The following is a 13,984-nucleotide window of genomic DNA, read 5'->3' as shown; positions in this document are numbered from 1 at the left end:
GTATGTCAGAAAACGATAAAACGGAGGTTTCATAGGGCAGACACTGGATGCCTCCTGTCCGCTGGAGGCGGGCAGTAAGATGCATGGCTGAACGGTTGCGATAAAACAGCAAAGAGGATAGGAATGGAACGATTTTCAGATAAGTACCAGGTACTGAAGCAGGTTTTTGGATATGACAGCTTCCGGCAGGGGCAGGAGGAGCTGATTGACAGTATATTAGAGGGAAGGGACACGCTGGGGATCATGCCTACAGGGGCGGGAAAATCCCTTGTTTACCAGGTTCCGGCACTGATGCTTGAAGGAATTACCCTGGTAATTTCTCCCCTGATTTCTCTGATGAAGGATCAGGTAGAGGGACTGAATCAGGCCGGGATTCATGCGGCTTATTTAAACAGCTCGCTCACAGCGCGGCAGTATTATAAGGCTTTGGAATTTGCCCGAATGGGGCGTTATCCGATCATTTATGTGGCGCCGGAACGGCTTTTGACGGATAGCTTTCTGGATTTTGCCCTTCATACAAAAATTTCCATGGTGGCAGTAGATGAGGCTCACTGCGTTTCTCAGTGGGGGCAGGATTTCAGGCCCAGCTATCTGAAGATTGTGGATTTTATAAACCGCCTTCCCAAAAGACCAGTGGTTGGAGCTTTTACGGCAACAGCTACAAAGGATGTACGGGACGATATGATTGATATTCTGCAGCTGCAGAAGCCAGTGGTGGTGACAACAGGGTTTAATCGGGAAAATCTTTATTTCGGTGTGGCGGCTCCGAAGGATCGGTATGGAGCTGTCCGCAATTATCTGGAAACCCATCCAGGAGACAGCGGCATTATTTACTGCCTTACAAGAAAGCAGGTAGAGGAGGTCTGTGAGCGCCTGAGAGCAGACGGATTTTCTGTGACCCGATACCATGCTGGACTTTCAGACGATGAGAGGAGACGCAATCAGGAGGACTTTCTCTATGATCGGGCGCAGATTCTTGTGGGAAGCAATGCCTTTGGCATGGGAATTGACAAATCCAATGTCCGTTTTGTACTCCATTACGGAATGCCGAAAAATCTGGAATCCTACTATCAGGAGGCCGGACGAGCAGGGCGGGATGGAGAGCCGGCAGAATGTATCTTGTATTACAGCGGGCAGGATGTGATTACCAACCAGTTTTTTATTGAAAACAATCAGGATAATCAGGAGCTGGATCCCATGACACGGATGCTGGTGCAGGAACGAGATCGGGAACGTCTGCGGAAGATGACTTTTTATTGTTATACCAGAGAGTGTCTGCGGGATTATATTCTGCGGTATTTTGGAGAATATGGCTCCAATTATTGCGGAAATTGTCAGAACTGCCTGACTCAGTTTGAAACAGTAGATGTGACGGCAGAGGCCCGGGCTTTAGCAGGATGTGTGTCTGCCTGCAGACAGCGCTATGGGATCAATGTAATTCTGGATACGGTTCACGGCGCAAATACGGCAAAAATCCGTCAGTACCATATGGAGGAGAATCCTTTTTACGGAAGTCTTTTCAAAGTGCCTATGCCACGCCTCAGGCAGATTATGAATCATCTGCTTTTGCAGGAATATCTGACAGTTACGAATGATTCCTATGCGATTGTGCAGCTGACGGAAAAGTCAGAGGTCCTGCTTTCCGGACAGGCCTCGAAGGAAACGATCATGATGAAGCGGGTCAGAGAGCAGGAAGGAACTGCCGGACAGGCGAAAGCGGCCGGAGAGCGGAAGAAAAAACAGAAAACGGCTGGAGCTGTGGTACTGACAGAGGAGGAGGAGCACCTGTTTGAGAACCTGCGGGGACTGCGGGCGGAGATTGCCAGAGAAGAAAAGGTTCCGCCGTATATTGTGTTTTCTGATAAGACTCTGGTATTTATGAGCAGAATAAAGCCGAAAAACAGGGAAGAAATGCTGCAGGTGACAGGAGTAGGCGAGTATAAGCTGGAACGGTATGGTCTGCGTTTTTTGGAAACGATCAGGAAAACCATATATTGACAGGCCAGTGCCCCTGAGTATAATGAAAAGTAACGGTTCAGGACGGAAAGGCGAGGTAAAATGTTGAAAAAGAGACTGGCTGCAGCAGCTTTGGTAGCAGCTGTATTGAGCGGAGGATGTCAGGGAGAGCCCGCAGGAAGAAAAGTACCGACAGTAACGCTGACGCTGGCGAATAATCTGTCCTCAGGCAGCTGTACCAGCAGAGCAATCGACTGGTTTGCCGCTCAGGTGGAAAAGCGCAGTGACGGTCGAATCCAGATTGAGGTTTATCACGATGGCGTTTTGGGAGACTCTCCGTCCTGCCTGGAGCAGCTCCGGTATGGAGGGATTGATATGGTAAAGACAGATGAACCGACCATGTCCAACTATGTGTCAGATTATTATGCCTTTGCCATGCCTTATATTTACCGGGATACGGAGCATTTCCGTCAGGTACACAGGGAAGCTGTGGGCATGGAGCTCCTTCGCGGAGAGGCTATGGCGGAGCAGCATATGTATGGCCTGACTTATTACGACGGTGGAGCCAGGGGATTTTACAGCAAAAAGCCCATTCACAGCCCTGAGGATATGGAGGGAATGCTGGTGAGGGTGCAGAATTCCCGTTTGATGATGGATATGGTAGAGGCCCTGGGCGCCAGCCCGGTTGCTCTGGATTACGGGGAGATTCCGGGAGAACTGCAGAAGGGCGGCGTTACTGCGGCGGAAAATTCCATTGTCAATTATGTGCAGGATGGATATGATGAAATAGCGCCGTATTTTGTGGAGGACAATCACACAAGGAATGCCGATGTTCTTGTGATGAGTACGGTGATTCGTTCAAAGTTAAGTCCTGAGGATCTGGAAATGATTGACCAGACAGCTCTGGAATCTTGGGAGTACCAGAAAAAGCTCTGGGATCAGGCGGAGAAAACAGCCAGAGAGGAGCTTAAGCTGCATCAGGCGGTTATTTATCAGCCGAACGAGGAAGAGATGGAGGCATTTCGACGGGCCTGTGAAGAAGTCTGGTCTGATTATGAGGGAGGCGCTTATCTGGACTTGATTGATCGGATTGTGGCAGAAGGACGGATGCAGACTTCAGGAAGAGAGAAGGAAGAAGAAGGAGAAATTTATGGAAGAGAATAAGGAACAAACGACACAGCCTCACAAGCGCCGTGTCCGCTACAAGGGAACTCATCCGAAAAGGTTTGAAGAAAAATACAAGGAGCTGAACCCGGAAAAATACGGGGATACCATTGAGCATGTGATTCAGAAAGGCGGTACGCCGGCTGGAATGCATATTTCGATTATGGTAAAGGAAATTCTTGATTTTCTTCAGATACAGCCGGGACAAAAGGGGCTGGATGCGACTTTGGGGTATGGAGGACATACCAGAGCCATGCTGGAACAGTTAAAGGGGCAGGGCCATATGCATGGGCTGGATGTGGATCCAATAGAATCTGTGAAAACAAAGAAACGTCTGGCAGATCTGGGGTATGGAGAAGAGATTATGACAGTCCGCCAGATGAATTTTGCAGATATTGACAAGCTGGCTGAGGAAACAGGGCCTTTTGATTTTGTGCTGGCGGATTTGGGAGTATCCTCGATGCAGATTGACAATCCCGAGAGGGGATTTTCCTACAAGGCAGACGGGCCTCTTGATCTGCGTCTGAATCCTGAGGCTGGAATTTCGGCGGCAGAACGGCTGAAAACCATAGATCGGGAGGAACTGGCCGGGATGCTGATAGAAAACTCAGACGAGCCCTATGCAGAGGAAATTGCCAGAACTATTACAGGAGCCATCCGCCGGGGCGAAAAGGCAGAAACCACCCTTCAGGTTCGGGCTCTGATTGAAAAGGCTCTGAGCTTCCTTCCGGAAAAGGAGAGGAAGGAGGCAGTGAAAAAAGCATGTGCCAGAACTTTTCAGGCTCTTCGGATTGATGTGAATAGCGAGTTTGAGGTGCTGTATGCGTTTCTTGATAAGCTGCCTCATATTCTGGCTCCGGGGGGAAGGGCTGCGATTCTCACCTTCCATTCCGGAGAGGACAGAATGGTGAAAAAATCCTTCCGCCAGTATCAGAAAGCAGGGCTGTACAGTCAGGTTGCAGAGGAAGTAATCCGCCCGTCGGCCGAGGAATGTGTCCGCAACAGCAGAGCCCGCTCTACCAAGCTGCGGTGGGCGATTCGGGCAGAATATCAGGATGACTGAGTCTGGAAAGAGGGAAAGAAAGGCGGTTTGTAAAACATGGAAAAAGAGTTGAGTCCGGCAGGAAAGCTGGCGAAAAAAATCTGGCCGGTTGTTCTGGTTGTGGCGGGAAATGCCATGTATGCCCTGGCAGTGCGGCTGTTTTTGATGCCGGCCGGACTGGTAACGGGAGGAACCACGGGAATTGCCCTTGCAGTGAACCATTTCTTTGGCATTCCGGTATCCGGCTTTGTACTGGTATTTAATGTCATTATGCTGATAGCAGGATATCTGATTCTGGGCAGACAGTTTGCAGCAACTACAGTGATCAGTACCTTTGCTTATCCGGCTGCATTGGGAATGTTCCAGAAGCTGTTTGGCGATCTGGTGCTGACAGAGGATATTTTGCTATGCACAGTGTTTTCCGGACTTGGTATTGGAATCAGCCTGGGAATCGTTATTCGCGCAGGCGCTTCCACGGGAGGAATGGATATTCCCCCTTTGGCGCTGAACCATTTTTTCCGGATTCCAGTATCAGTCAGTATGTATGTGTTTGATTTTTGCATTCTTCTGGCCCAGGCTGTCTATAACCCGCCGGAGAAGGTTCTGTATGGAATTCTGCTGGTACTGACGTATACTCTTGTGCTGGATAAGGTTATGCTGATGGGAACAACAAGAACAGAGGTAAAGGTGGTAAGCGAGAAGGCGGAGGAGATTCGGGAGGCAATTCTGAAAAAGCTGGATCGGGGGGTGACCATGCTTTCGGCAGAAAGCGGATATCTGAGACAGGATACCCAGCTGCTGCTCAGTGTGATTTCTGATCGGGAGCTGCCCCGGGTAGAAAAGCTGATTCACAACATTGATCCGGAAAGCTTTATGGTAGTCAGCCGTGTCAGTGAAGTGCGCGGTCGGGGCTTTTCTATGAGTAAGCGCTATCGATAGAAAGAGACAGGGGCGAATGCTTCTTCTAAGGGAAAACGTGTATAAAATCACAGCTGCAGATAAAATGAGGCGTGGTTTTATACGCGTTTTTTTATTTTTATAGGAAATTACGTCCTGTAAAACAGGAATTGTCAGACCGTTCTGAAAGGGCAGATTTCCTCTGCATTCCAGGGACAAGCGGCATCGCCGGAAAATAAAACGCAATCTATGCAAAAAATTGCATAAAAGGACATGGGGAAGGCGTTTGAAACATGGATTTTGAGTAAAACTGTTAAAACATTAGTGAAAACAGATAAAAATATGGAGCTGTATTTGTTGTAAATGCAGAAAATAGAAAAAAACAGGAAAAAACTATTGCATTTTTTGTGCAACAGATCTATATTTAATGCAATAAAATACGCAAACAAAATGCAAACAAATGCAAACAACACCAAAACGAAAACAAGGGGGATTTCACAATGGAGAGTAACAGGGAAGGAAAGCATAGGAAAATTAATTTTGATTTTCTTCAGAAACTGGGCAAGGTATTAATGACAGTGATTGCGGTCATGCCGGCGGCGGGACTGATGATCAGTCTGGGCAAGCTTGTACAGATGGCCGGCGCAGATGCGTCATTTCTTTTGACTGTGGGAAGCACAATGGAGAATATCGGATGGGCTGTTATTAACAATCTGCATATTCTGTTTGCTGTAGCAATTGGCGGTTCCTGGGCAAAGGAGCGGGCCGGCGGAGCATTTGCAGCAGTGATTTCTTTTATTTTGATTAATCAGATTACAGGCTCTGTCTTTGGCGTAACAGCAGATATGTTAAATGATCCGGCGGCGGTGACGCATACGCTGTTCGGCCAGGAAATTCTGGTAAACGGATATTTTACTTCTGTTCTGGGGGCTCCGGCATTAAATATGGGCGTGTTTGTGGGAATTATTTCCGGATTTGCAGGAGGCGTCATTTATAATAAGTACTATAATTTCCGCAAGCTTCCGGATGCCCTGGCATTTTTTAATGGAAAGCGGTTTGTACCTATGGTCTGTATTGCCTGGTCTGTAGTGATTTCTCTGGTGCTGGCAGTAGTCTGGCCGGCGGTTCAGTCTGGAATCAATGCATTTGGCGTGTGGATTGCCAGTTCCTCTTCGACCTCTCCGGTACTGGCGCCGTTTGTGTATGGAACTCTGGAACGTCTGCTTCTGCCATTTGGGCTTCATCATATGCTGACGATTCCCATGAACTATACTTCTTTTGGAGGAACCTATACCATTGCTACAGGAATCAATGCAGGAACTCAGGTATTTGGACAGGATCCGCTCTGGCTGGCATGGGTAACAGATTTGATTAATTTTAAAGATGCAGGGGACATGGCAGCCTATACAAATCTTCTGACAACGGTAACACCTGCCCGGTTTAAAGTGGGACAGATGATTGGAGCTACGGGGCTTTTACTGGGGATTGCCCTGGCTATGTATCGGAGAGTAGAGCCGGATAAACGGCAGAATTACCGTTCCATGTTTGTATCTACAGTGCTGGCTGTATTTTTAACTGGTGTAACAGAGCCGCTGGAATTTATGTTTATGTTCTGCGCGCTGCCGCTGTATATCGTTTATGCGGTTCTGCAGGGCTGTGCCTTCGCAATGGCGGGAATTGTGGATCTGAGGCTTCACTCCTTTGGAAATCTGGAATTTATCACAAGAATTCCCATGTCTTTAAAGGCTGGTCTTGCAGGTGATTTGATTCACTTTGTTATTTGTGTCATCGTATTTTTTGCAGTCGGGTATTTTGTAGCTTATGTGATGATTGGAAAATTCCGTTTTGCCACTCCGGGACGTCTGGGAAATTACACAGATGAAAATGGAGAGGAGGACGCAGGACAGAGTTCTTTTGCAGATGCGGCACAAAAGGAGGCATCAAATGCTGAGGATGGAAGCAAAAAGAGTCAGAGTCAGGCAGAACGGATCATTGGGCTCTTAGGAGGCCGTGAGAATATTGTTTTAGTTGACGCCTGTATGACAAGGCTTCGAGTAACTGTAAAGGATTTGTCCAGAGTGGCGGAGCTTCCGGCATGGAAGGCAGAGGGGGCCCTGGGATTGATTCGGAAGGACAACGGAATTCAGGCAGTTTACGGACCCAAGGCAGATGTGTTAAAATCGGATATTAATGATATTTTGTAAAGAAAGGTCTGAAATTATGAAGCTGATGACCATGAATGTCCATAGTCTTGTAGAAAAGGATTATGAGAGGAAGCTTGTGGAATTTGCAGATGTGGCAGCCAGGGAAAAGCCGGATATTCTGGCACTTCAGGAGGTTAGCCAGCTCATGTCAGAGGCTGTGTGGCCGGATGAAGAGCTGGAGGGCTTTGTCCGGTGCCGGGAGGTATCTATGCCGGTGCGGCGAGGTAATTATGCAGCCAAACTTGCCGGTCTTTTAAAGGAGCGGGGCTTTGGCTGCTCCTGGACCTGGATAGGGGCAAAGGTTGGATACGGATTCTATGATGAAGGTTTGGCGCTTTTTAGCAGGACGCCTATTGCAGAAACCGATCAGTTTTTTATCAGCCGCAGCCAGGATTATCAGAACTGGAAAACAAGAAAGGTTCTGGGAATCCGGACAGAAGCCATGAAGCATACCTGGTTTTACACCGTACATATGGGCTGGTGGGATGACAGAGAGGAATCTTTTTTGAACCAGTGGACATTGCTGAATGAAACCCTGGAGAAAACGGGGAAAAAGAAGCATACGGTCTGGCTGATGGGGGATTTTAACAGCCCTGCAGAGGTTCGCGGTCAGGGATATGACCTGGTGTGCTGCAGCGGATGGAAGGACAGCTATGCCAGGGCAGCAAAAAAGGACGAAGGAATCACGGCTTGTCTGGAGATTGACGGGTGGAGGGAAAGAAAGCCTTCCGACGCTGAAAAAAAGGAAACAGGGATGCGCCTGGATTATCTGTTCTGCAGCCGCCCTGTTCAAGTGGCGGAAAGTCGGGTAATCTGCAGCGGAAAGGGAGAACCGGTGGTTTCCGATCATTATGGAGTAATCATTGAGACAGAGAATGGGGAGGATGGAGAATGAACCGATCAGCAGGAATCTTATTGCCAATTACCAGTCTGCCTTCTAGGTATGGAATTGGATGTTTTTCAAAAAGCGCGTTTATGTTTATTGACTGGCTGAAGGGGGCGGGACAGAGCTTCTGGCAGATTCTTCCCCTGGGGCCGACCAGCTACGGGGATTCCCCCTATCAGTCTTTTTCCACCTTTGCTGGAAATCCCTATTTTATCAGTCTGGAGGCGCTGATTGAGGAAGGGGTGCTGACAGAGGAGGAATGCAGCGCTGTGGATTTTGGGAAACGTGAGGACAGCGTGGATTATGAGAAGATGTATCTGGGACGATATCCTCTGTTGAGAAAGGCCTATGAGCGCAGCAATATCAGCCAGAATCAGGACTATCAAAGCTTTGTAGAAGAAAATGCCTGGTGGTTGGCAGATTATGCCCTGTTTATGGCAGTTAAGGAGCGGTTTGGGGGAATTCCCTGGACTGAGTGGGCGGAGGATATCCGCTTGCGGTGGAATAATGCCATGGATTATTATCGGCGGGAATTATATTTTGATATAGAATTTCAACAGTATCTTCAATTTAAATTTTATGAACAGTGGATGCAATTGAAACAATACGCCAACAGCCAGGGGATTCAGCTGATTGGAGATATTCCGATTTATGTGGCTATGGACAGCGCAGACACCTGGGCTCATCCGGAGCTGTTTCAGTTGGATGAAAATAACCTGCCGATCGCAGTGGCAGGCTGTCCGCCGGATGGATTTTCTGCAGATGGGCAGCTGTGGGGAAATCCTCTTTACCGATGGGATTATCACAGAAATACAGGGTATCAGTGGTGGATATCCAGGCTTGGCTATTGCTTTCATCTTTACGATGTGGTGCGGATTGATCATTTTCGCGGCTTTGACGAGTATTATTCAATTCCCTTTGGCGAAGAATCGGCTGTGAATGGACACTGGGAAAAGGGGCCGGGAATTGGACTGTTTGAAGCGGTGAAGCAGGCCCTGGGAGAGAAGCAGGTAATTGCAGAGGATCTGGGATATGTGACAGATTCGGTTCGCCGTCTGGTGCAGGAAAGTGGTTTTCCTGGAATGAAGGTTCTGGAGTTTGCCTTTGATTCCAGGGATTCGGGATGTGCCAATGATTACCTTCCTCACAATTATACAGAGAATTCTGTGGCTTATACGGGAACCCATGACAATGAGACTCTGGCCGGCTGGTGGAAGAATATCACTTCGGAGGAACAGCGGCTGGCGCGGGATTATCTCTGTGATTATGCAACGCCTGGGAAACGGCTTCCCCGTTCCTTTATCAGCCTGATTATGCGAAGCCGCGCACAGCTGTGCATGGTGCCGATGCAGGATTATATGGGGCTGGATAACCGGTGCCGGATGAATCAGCCTTCTACGGTGGGAATCAACTGGAAATGGCGTCTGAGAGACGGGGATTTAACTGAGGAACTGCAGAAGGATATTTATGCTGTGACTCTGCGCTACGGCAGGATGAACTGGAACTAAAAGAAGGGGCAATCTGCCCTGAAGGAAATAAAGCAGAAAAACTGAAAGCGGGGTGAGAGCAAACCAGATGGAAAAATGGTTTGCTCCCGCTCCTTTTTTGGTTCTCCAGCCAGGCCGGAGGGAAAAATTTACATAACAATCAATTCATAGTCGCGGCTTCCCAGACCAATCTTTTCTGCATGCTCCAGACAGGATTTCCATTCAGACTCCGGCGTGGAGTTTTTGAAATGATCGTGGTGATCGTGGAAATGAGGATCAGCCAGATGATCGGAGAGCTGGCTTCCCGGCATGGGGTCTGCGGCCAGACAGGCATCGGCACAGGCCTGATCCAGAGCCAGGGGATCAAAGGAGGCAAACATTCCCAGGTTGGGGAGAATCGGCGCATCGTTTTCTCCGTGGCAGTCGCAGTTGGGGGAGACATCTACTACCAGAGAAATATGGAAGCAGGGGCGTCCGTCTACAACAGCCTTGGCATACTCTGCCATGCGGTAATTTAAAAGCTCTACGGCATCATCGCTGTCAAAAACAATGGCGTCGAAATTGCAGGCGCCCAGACAACGTCCGCAGCCAACGCAGTGTTCCTGATCTACGTGCATTTTCCGGGAAGCTTCATCAAAAATCAGGCCGCCGTTGGCGCATTCCTTCTGGCACTTACGGCATCCGCGGCACATAGGCTCTTCAATATGGGGCTTTCCGCTGCAGTGCTGCTCGGTCTTACCGGCACGGGAGCCGCAGCCCATTCCGATGTTTTTGATGGCGCCGCCGAAGCCGGTCATTTCATGGCCCTTAAAATGGGTCAGGCTGATAAATACATCTGCATCCATAACAGCACGGCCGATTTTGGCATTTTTTACATATTCGCCGCCGTTTACAGGAACATCAATATCATCAGTTCCCTTTAAGCCGTCTCCAATGAGAATAGGACAGCCTACAGAAAGGGGAGTAAAGCCGTTCTCCCAGGCACATTCCAGGTGCTCCAGCGCGTTTTTGCGGCTGCCGGGATACATGGTGTTGCAGTCTGTCAGGAAGGGCTTTCCGCCCAGCTCCTTGACAACGTCAGCAACAGCCTTGGCGTAGTTGGGACGGAGATAGCTGATATTGCCCAGTTCTCCAAAATGCATCTTAATGGCAACAAATTTGCCATCCATATCGATCTGCTCAATTCCGGCTTTTTTAATAAGCTTTTTTAATTTGGTTGGAAGTCCGTCACCGAAGGCAACAGTGCGGAAATTGGTAAAATAAACTTTTGATTTTTCCATAGTAAAAGCTCCTTTGCTTATCAGTAATGTCTTTGGAAAAAATTAACTGTACTAAATTTTATTACAAATGAGAAAAAATATCAATCACAGTTTTCATTCCGGTAATAAATCTGTAAGAGAAAATTCTGTAAATTTCAATAGTAATTAGAGGGCGGTTTTGCTATACTGTGGGCATAGAGAAAGGAGCGATATCAAGATGAGAAGAGAGACAAAAAAAGCAGCTGCAGCAGTTTGCATGATAGGATTATTGACAGCAGCAGGAAGTATCTGCGCATTTGCCCAGTCCCAAACCCTGACCGTGGGCAGTTCCGCAGTGGAGCTGAATGCCGGAGGACCGGCCGGTGAGGAAGAGATGACCGCTCCGGAGAGGATCCGCATCTGGGGAACCGTGACATCAGTGGAAGAGAACAGAATCGTTCTGAACAATCAGTCTGGTGTTTCCTTTGAAGGTGAGATGGTGCTTCATATTTCAGATGAGGTGACAAAGGTACTGGGAGCAGTGGACGGTCTTCCCGTGGGCCTTTCTGATATCCATGTGGGAGATACCATTTATGCCTACATTGGACCGGCTATGACATTGAGTCTTCCGCCGCAGACTACTGCAGAGATGATTCTTGCAGGAATTCCGGCAGATTTTAAGGCGCCGGAGTATATTACCGTAGATTCCATGACCTGGAATGAGGATACCAGCTGGACTCTGGTTTCCAGTGAGGGAACCACTTACCAGATTCCGGGAGAGTGCCCGGTGATTCCATATCTGACCCGCCAGATGGTGTATCTGCCGGATGTAGCAGAGGGACGGGAGCTGTTGATCTGGAGCAATGCAGAGAATGTGGGACAGAAGCTGGTTCTGTTTAACGAATAGGAAAAAGGCGCTTGTGGAAGGTGGCTGCTGACGCAGCCCCATCCCGGTGCAAATGTGCCTCGGTATGCATGGCTGAATTGATATCTGGGCACATTCTTTTTTGTCCAGTACTTGACAATACATAGTAGCTGGTATAATATAGTATTATAAGAATAAGGATACTCAGGAAGGACATGGTACGCAGATGAACGCACAGTTGAAAAAGGGAGTTCTGGAGCTGATTGTACTGGAGTCAGTCCGTCAGAAGGATATGTATGGCTATGAACTGGTGGAAGAGGTTTCGAAGGTCGTGGATGTGAATGAAGGCACGATTTATCCGCTTTTAAAGAGGATGACCAATGAACACTATTTTGAAACCTATCTGCGGGAATCGACAGAAGGGCCGCCGAGAAAATATTATCACCTGACGGCAGCAGGCGTTCTTTACAGGGACAGCCTGGAGCAGGAGTGGAATCAGCTGACAGAAAAGGTTGGAGCGTTTTTAAAGGAGTGCAGGCATGGATAAGAAGACATTTATCAGCGAGCTGGAACAGGCTCTTTCCGTTCTTCAGGAGGAAGAGCTGCGTGACATTATGGAAGAATATGAACAGCATATTGATATGAAGGTGCAGAGAGGGCTGACTGAGGAGGAAGCAATTGCAGATTTTGGAAATTTAAAGGAGCTGACTGCAGAGATTCTGGAGGCCTATCATGTACGGAGAGATTACGCGTCGGTTCGGGAAGACACTGGGAAGAAGCGGTACACCCTGATGGGAGCAGAGAAGGGAAGCTCCGGGGAAGCTGTGAAACGGGGACCGGATATTCGGAAGGCGGGAGTAAGCTTTCGGAATTTTTGTGCAAATCAGGGAAGAAAAGCAGGAGACTGCTTCCGCAGCTTTGCAGGAAAGAAAACTGGAGAAAAGGAATATGGAGAGGAAACCACGGAGGATAAAGCAGAGAGGGGCGGAAATCTATCTGGCGCTGGAAGGTTTCCCGGAGGGTCCCGTCTTGAGATGATTTGGAAGGCCTTTGGCAGGGGCGCTGAGAGGCTGCGATATTTTATAGTTTCATGTTTCAAATGGGGCTGGAGAACGGCGGGACGCCTTTTGCGTGCCGGATGGCATCTGGCGCTTGACTGGGGCGGACGTCTTTGGTCAGGTCTCTCCTGGTGCATAAGACATGGCACACAGATTGCTTTTGCCTGTGCCCGTATTGTCTGGAACTGCGGCTGGATTTTCTTTGCAGCTTTATGTGCAGCAGCCGGTATCGGAACTCTTTTTGGTCTGGGTATGCTGGCAGTGTTGCTGGCTCAAGGGTATCCTATGGCTGGAATTACCCTGGGGCTTTTGGGGCTGAATGTAAGTCTGTTTTCTGCAGCAGGACTGGGACTGAGCTTTATATGGCGAAAGAGAACATCCAGAAATCTTTTGGAAACGGGAACAAGAGAAACGGAGCTCAGCCTGTATAGGGACTGCAGCTGGGAAGGGGAGGAAGATCATGCGTAAGATACAGAAGATTCTTTTGGGAAGCTTTCTGACCGGTGTTCTTATCTGCGGTGTTGGAGCGGGGACAGCCATAGGAGAGTATTCCTCTCTGACTTATTTGGGAGAGAGAACCCTTGGAGAAGAGGAACTGGTAACAGAGAATTTTGACTATACATTTGATCCGGAGCTTGGGGCAATTCGCCTTCATCCCTCCTGGTACGGGGGTCGGAAAACAGCAGAGGTTCAGACTGATGACTCAGTTCCGGAAAATGTGATCCGCTATGAGATCACCTACCTGCCGGAAACCATAGAGCCGGAGCTGATATTCCGGCCTGGGAAAGCGGAAGAGATTTTTAGTGAAGAGATTGTGACAGGGGAGAGCGAAGCAGAAATAGCTGAGACAGAAGCGGCTGCGACAGAGGAAAGCGAAACAGAAACAGCTGAGACAGAAGAGAGTGAAATAGAAGAAACTGTGGCGAAGGAGGAAGAGACTGGAGAAGAGAAAGAAAGTTCAGAAATCTTGAAGCCGCAAATTCAGGGAGATCTTCTTCTGGAAACATGGTATCAGGGCGATATGGGAATCTGGATGGAAGCCAAGGATCAGATTCTTGCTGATTTGAAGGACGGCAAAATTGCTGGGTATCAGGTTCCCCATATTAAGGAAATTACAATCAAGGTAAATCCCGCTACAGAGTCTTATGTGATTTTTGATTTTCAGGAATAACCGGATAAAGGGGAGA

At 48.5% G+C, this 13,984-nt stretch carries 11 protein-coding genes and 1 pseudogene; 11 read left to right on the top strand and 1 reads right to left on the bottom strand.

What is annotated here, in order from left to right; translation table 11 throughout:
- The first annotated feature begins 123 nt into the window (after window positions 1–123).
- The 7 genes and pseudogenes from recQ to malQ all read left to right on the top strand — a co-directional run bounded on the left by recQ (window position 124) and on the right by malQ (window position 9,657).
- Window positions 124–1,998 carry a DNA helicase RecQ gene (recQ, locus tag ACESON_RS00660; RefSeq protein ID WP_373107967.1) on the top strand — a complete coding sequence of 625 codons (1,875 nt, stop codon included), beginning with the start codon at window positions 124–126 and terminating at the stop codon, window positions 1,996–1,998.
- Between the two features lie 60 nt (window positions 1,999–2,058).
- Window positions 2,059–3,120, top strand: coding sequence for a TRAP transporter substrate-binding protein DctP (gene dctP, locus ACESON_RS00655; RefSeq protein WP_373107964.1), 1,062 nt, complete (start codon window positions 2,059–2,061; stop codon window positions 3,118–3,120).
- Window positions 3,107–4,183, top strand: coding sequence for a 16S rRNA (cytosine(1402)-N(4))-methyltransferase RsmH (rsmH, locus tag ACESON_RS00650; protein ID WP_373107961.1), 1,077 nt, complete (start codon window positions 3,107–3,109; stop codon window positions 4,181–4,183). Before dctP ends, rsmH begins: the two co-directional genes overlap by 14 nt.
- A 36-nt stretch (window positions 4,184–4,219) precedes the next feature.
- Complete coding sequence (locus tag ACESON_RS00645; RefSeq protein WP_373107959.1) at window positions 4,220–5,101, top strand: YitT family protein; 882 nt, start codon at window positions 4,220–4,222, stop codon at window positions 5,099–5,101.
- 488 nt (window positions 5,102–5,589) lie between these two features.
- Window positions 5,590–7,263: pseudogene (locus ACESON_RS00640) on the top strand (PTS transporter subunit IIBC); the annotation flags it as partial.
- Window positions 7,264–7,279: 16 nt separating this feature from the next.
- Complete coding sequence (locus tag ACESON_RS00635; protein WP_373107958.1) at window positions 7,280–8,158, top strand: endonuclease/exonuclease/phosphatase family protein; 879 nt, start codon at window positions 7,280–7,282, stop codon at window positions 8,156–8,158.
- Window positions 8,155–9,657 carry a 4-alpha-glucanotransferase gene (malQ, locus tag ACESON_RS00630; protein ID WP_373107956.1) on the top strand — a complete coding sequence of 501 codons (1,503 nt, stop codon included), beginning with the start codon at window positions 8,155–8,157 and terminating at the stop codon, window positions 9,655–9,657. The genes ACESON_RS00635 and malQ overlap by 4 nt, the downstream gene beginning before the upstream one ends.
- A 128-nt stretch (window positions 9,658–9,785) precedes the next feature.
- Here malQ and ACESON_RS00625 read toward each other — a convergent pair whose 3' ends face one another.
- A complete protein-coding gene (locus ACESON_RS00625; protein ID WP_373107953.1) occupies window positions 9,786–10,916 on the bottom strand; it encodes a DUF362 domain-containing protein in 1,131 nt (376 codons plus the stop codon).
- Window positions 10,917–11,112: 196 nt separating this feature from the next.
- On the opposite strand from ACESON_RS00625, the gene ACESON_RS00620 reads away from it, so the two are divergent.
- The 4 genes from ACESON_RS00620 to ACESON_RS00605 all read left to right on the top strand — a co-directional run bounded on the left by ACESON_RS00620 (window position 11,113) and on the right by ACESON_RS00605 (window position 13,968).
- Window positions 11,113–11,781 (top strand): hypothetical protein, encoded by a 669-nt coding sequence (locus ACESON_RS00620; protein ID WP_373107951.1) that lies wholly within the window; start codon window positions 11,113–11,115, stop codon window positions 11,779–11,781.
- A gap of 184 nt (window positions 11,782–11,965) precedes the next feature.
- A complete protein-coding gene (locus ACESON_RS00615) occupies window positions 11,966–12,286 on the top strand; it encodes a PadR family transcriptional regulator (RefSeq protein WP_373107950.1) in 321 nt (106 codons plus the stop codon).
- A complete protein-coding gene (locus ACESON_RS00610) occupies window positions 12,279–13,265 on the top strand; it encodes a DUF1700 domain-containing protein (RefSeq protein ID WP_373107947.1) in 987 nt (328 codons plus the stop codon). The genes ACESON_RS00615 and ACESON_RS00610 overlap by 8 nt, the downstream gene beginning before the upstream one ends.
- On the top strand, window positions 13,258–13,968 hold the full coding sequence (locus tag ACESON_RS00605; RefSeq protein ID WP_373107945.1) for a hypothetical protein: 711 nt from the start codon (window positions 13,258–13,260) through the stop codon (window positions 13,966–13,968). The genes ACESON_RS00610 and ACESON_RS00605 overlap by 8 nt, the downstream gene beginning before the upstream one ends.
- Window positions 13,969–13,984 lie beyond the last annotated feature (16 nt).

Source organism: Lachnoclostridium sp. Marseille-P6806, from assembly GCF_964238185.1.
GTDB lineage: Bacteria > Bacillota > Clostridia > Lachnospirales > Lachnospiraceae > Brotaphodocola.
Note: the sequence above shows the minus strand (reverse complement) of the source record. Positions and strands in the feature narration are given on the sequence as shown.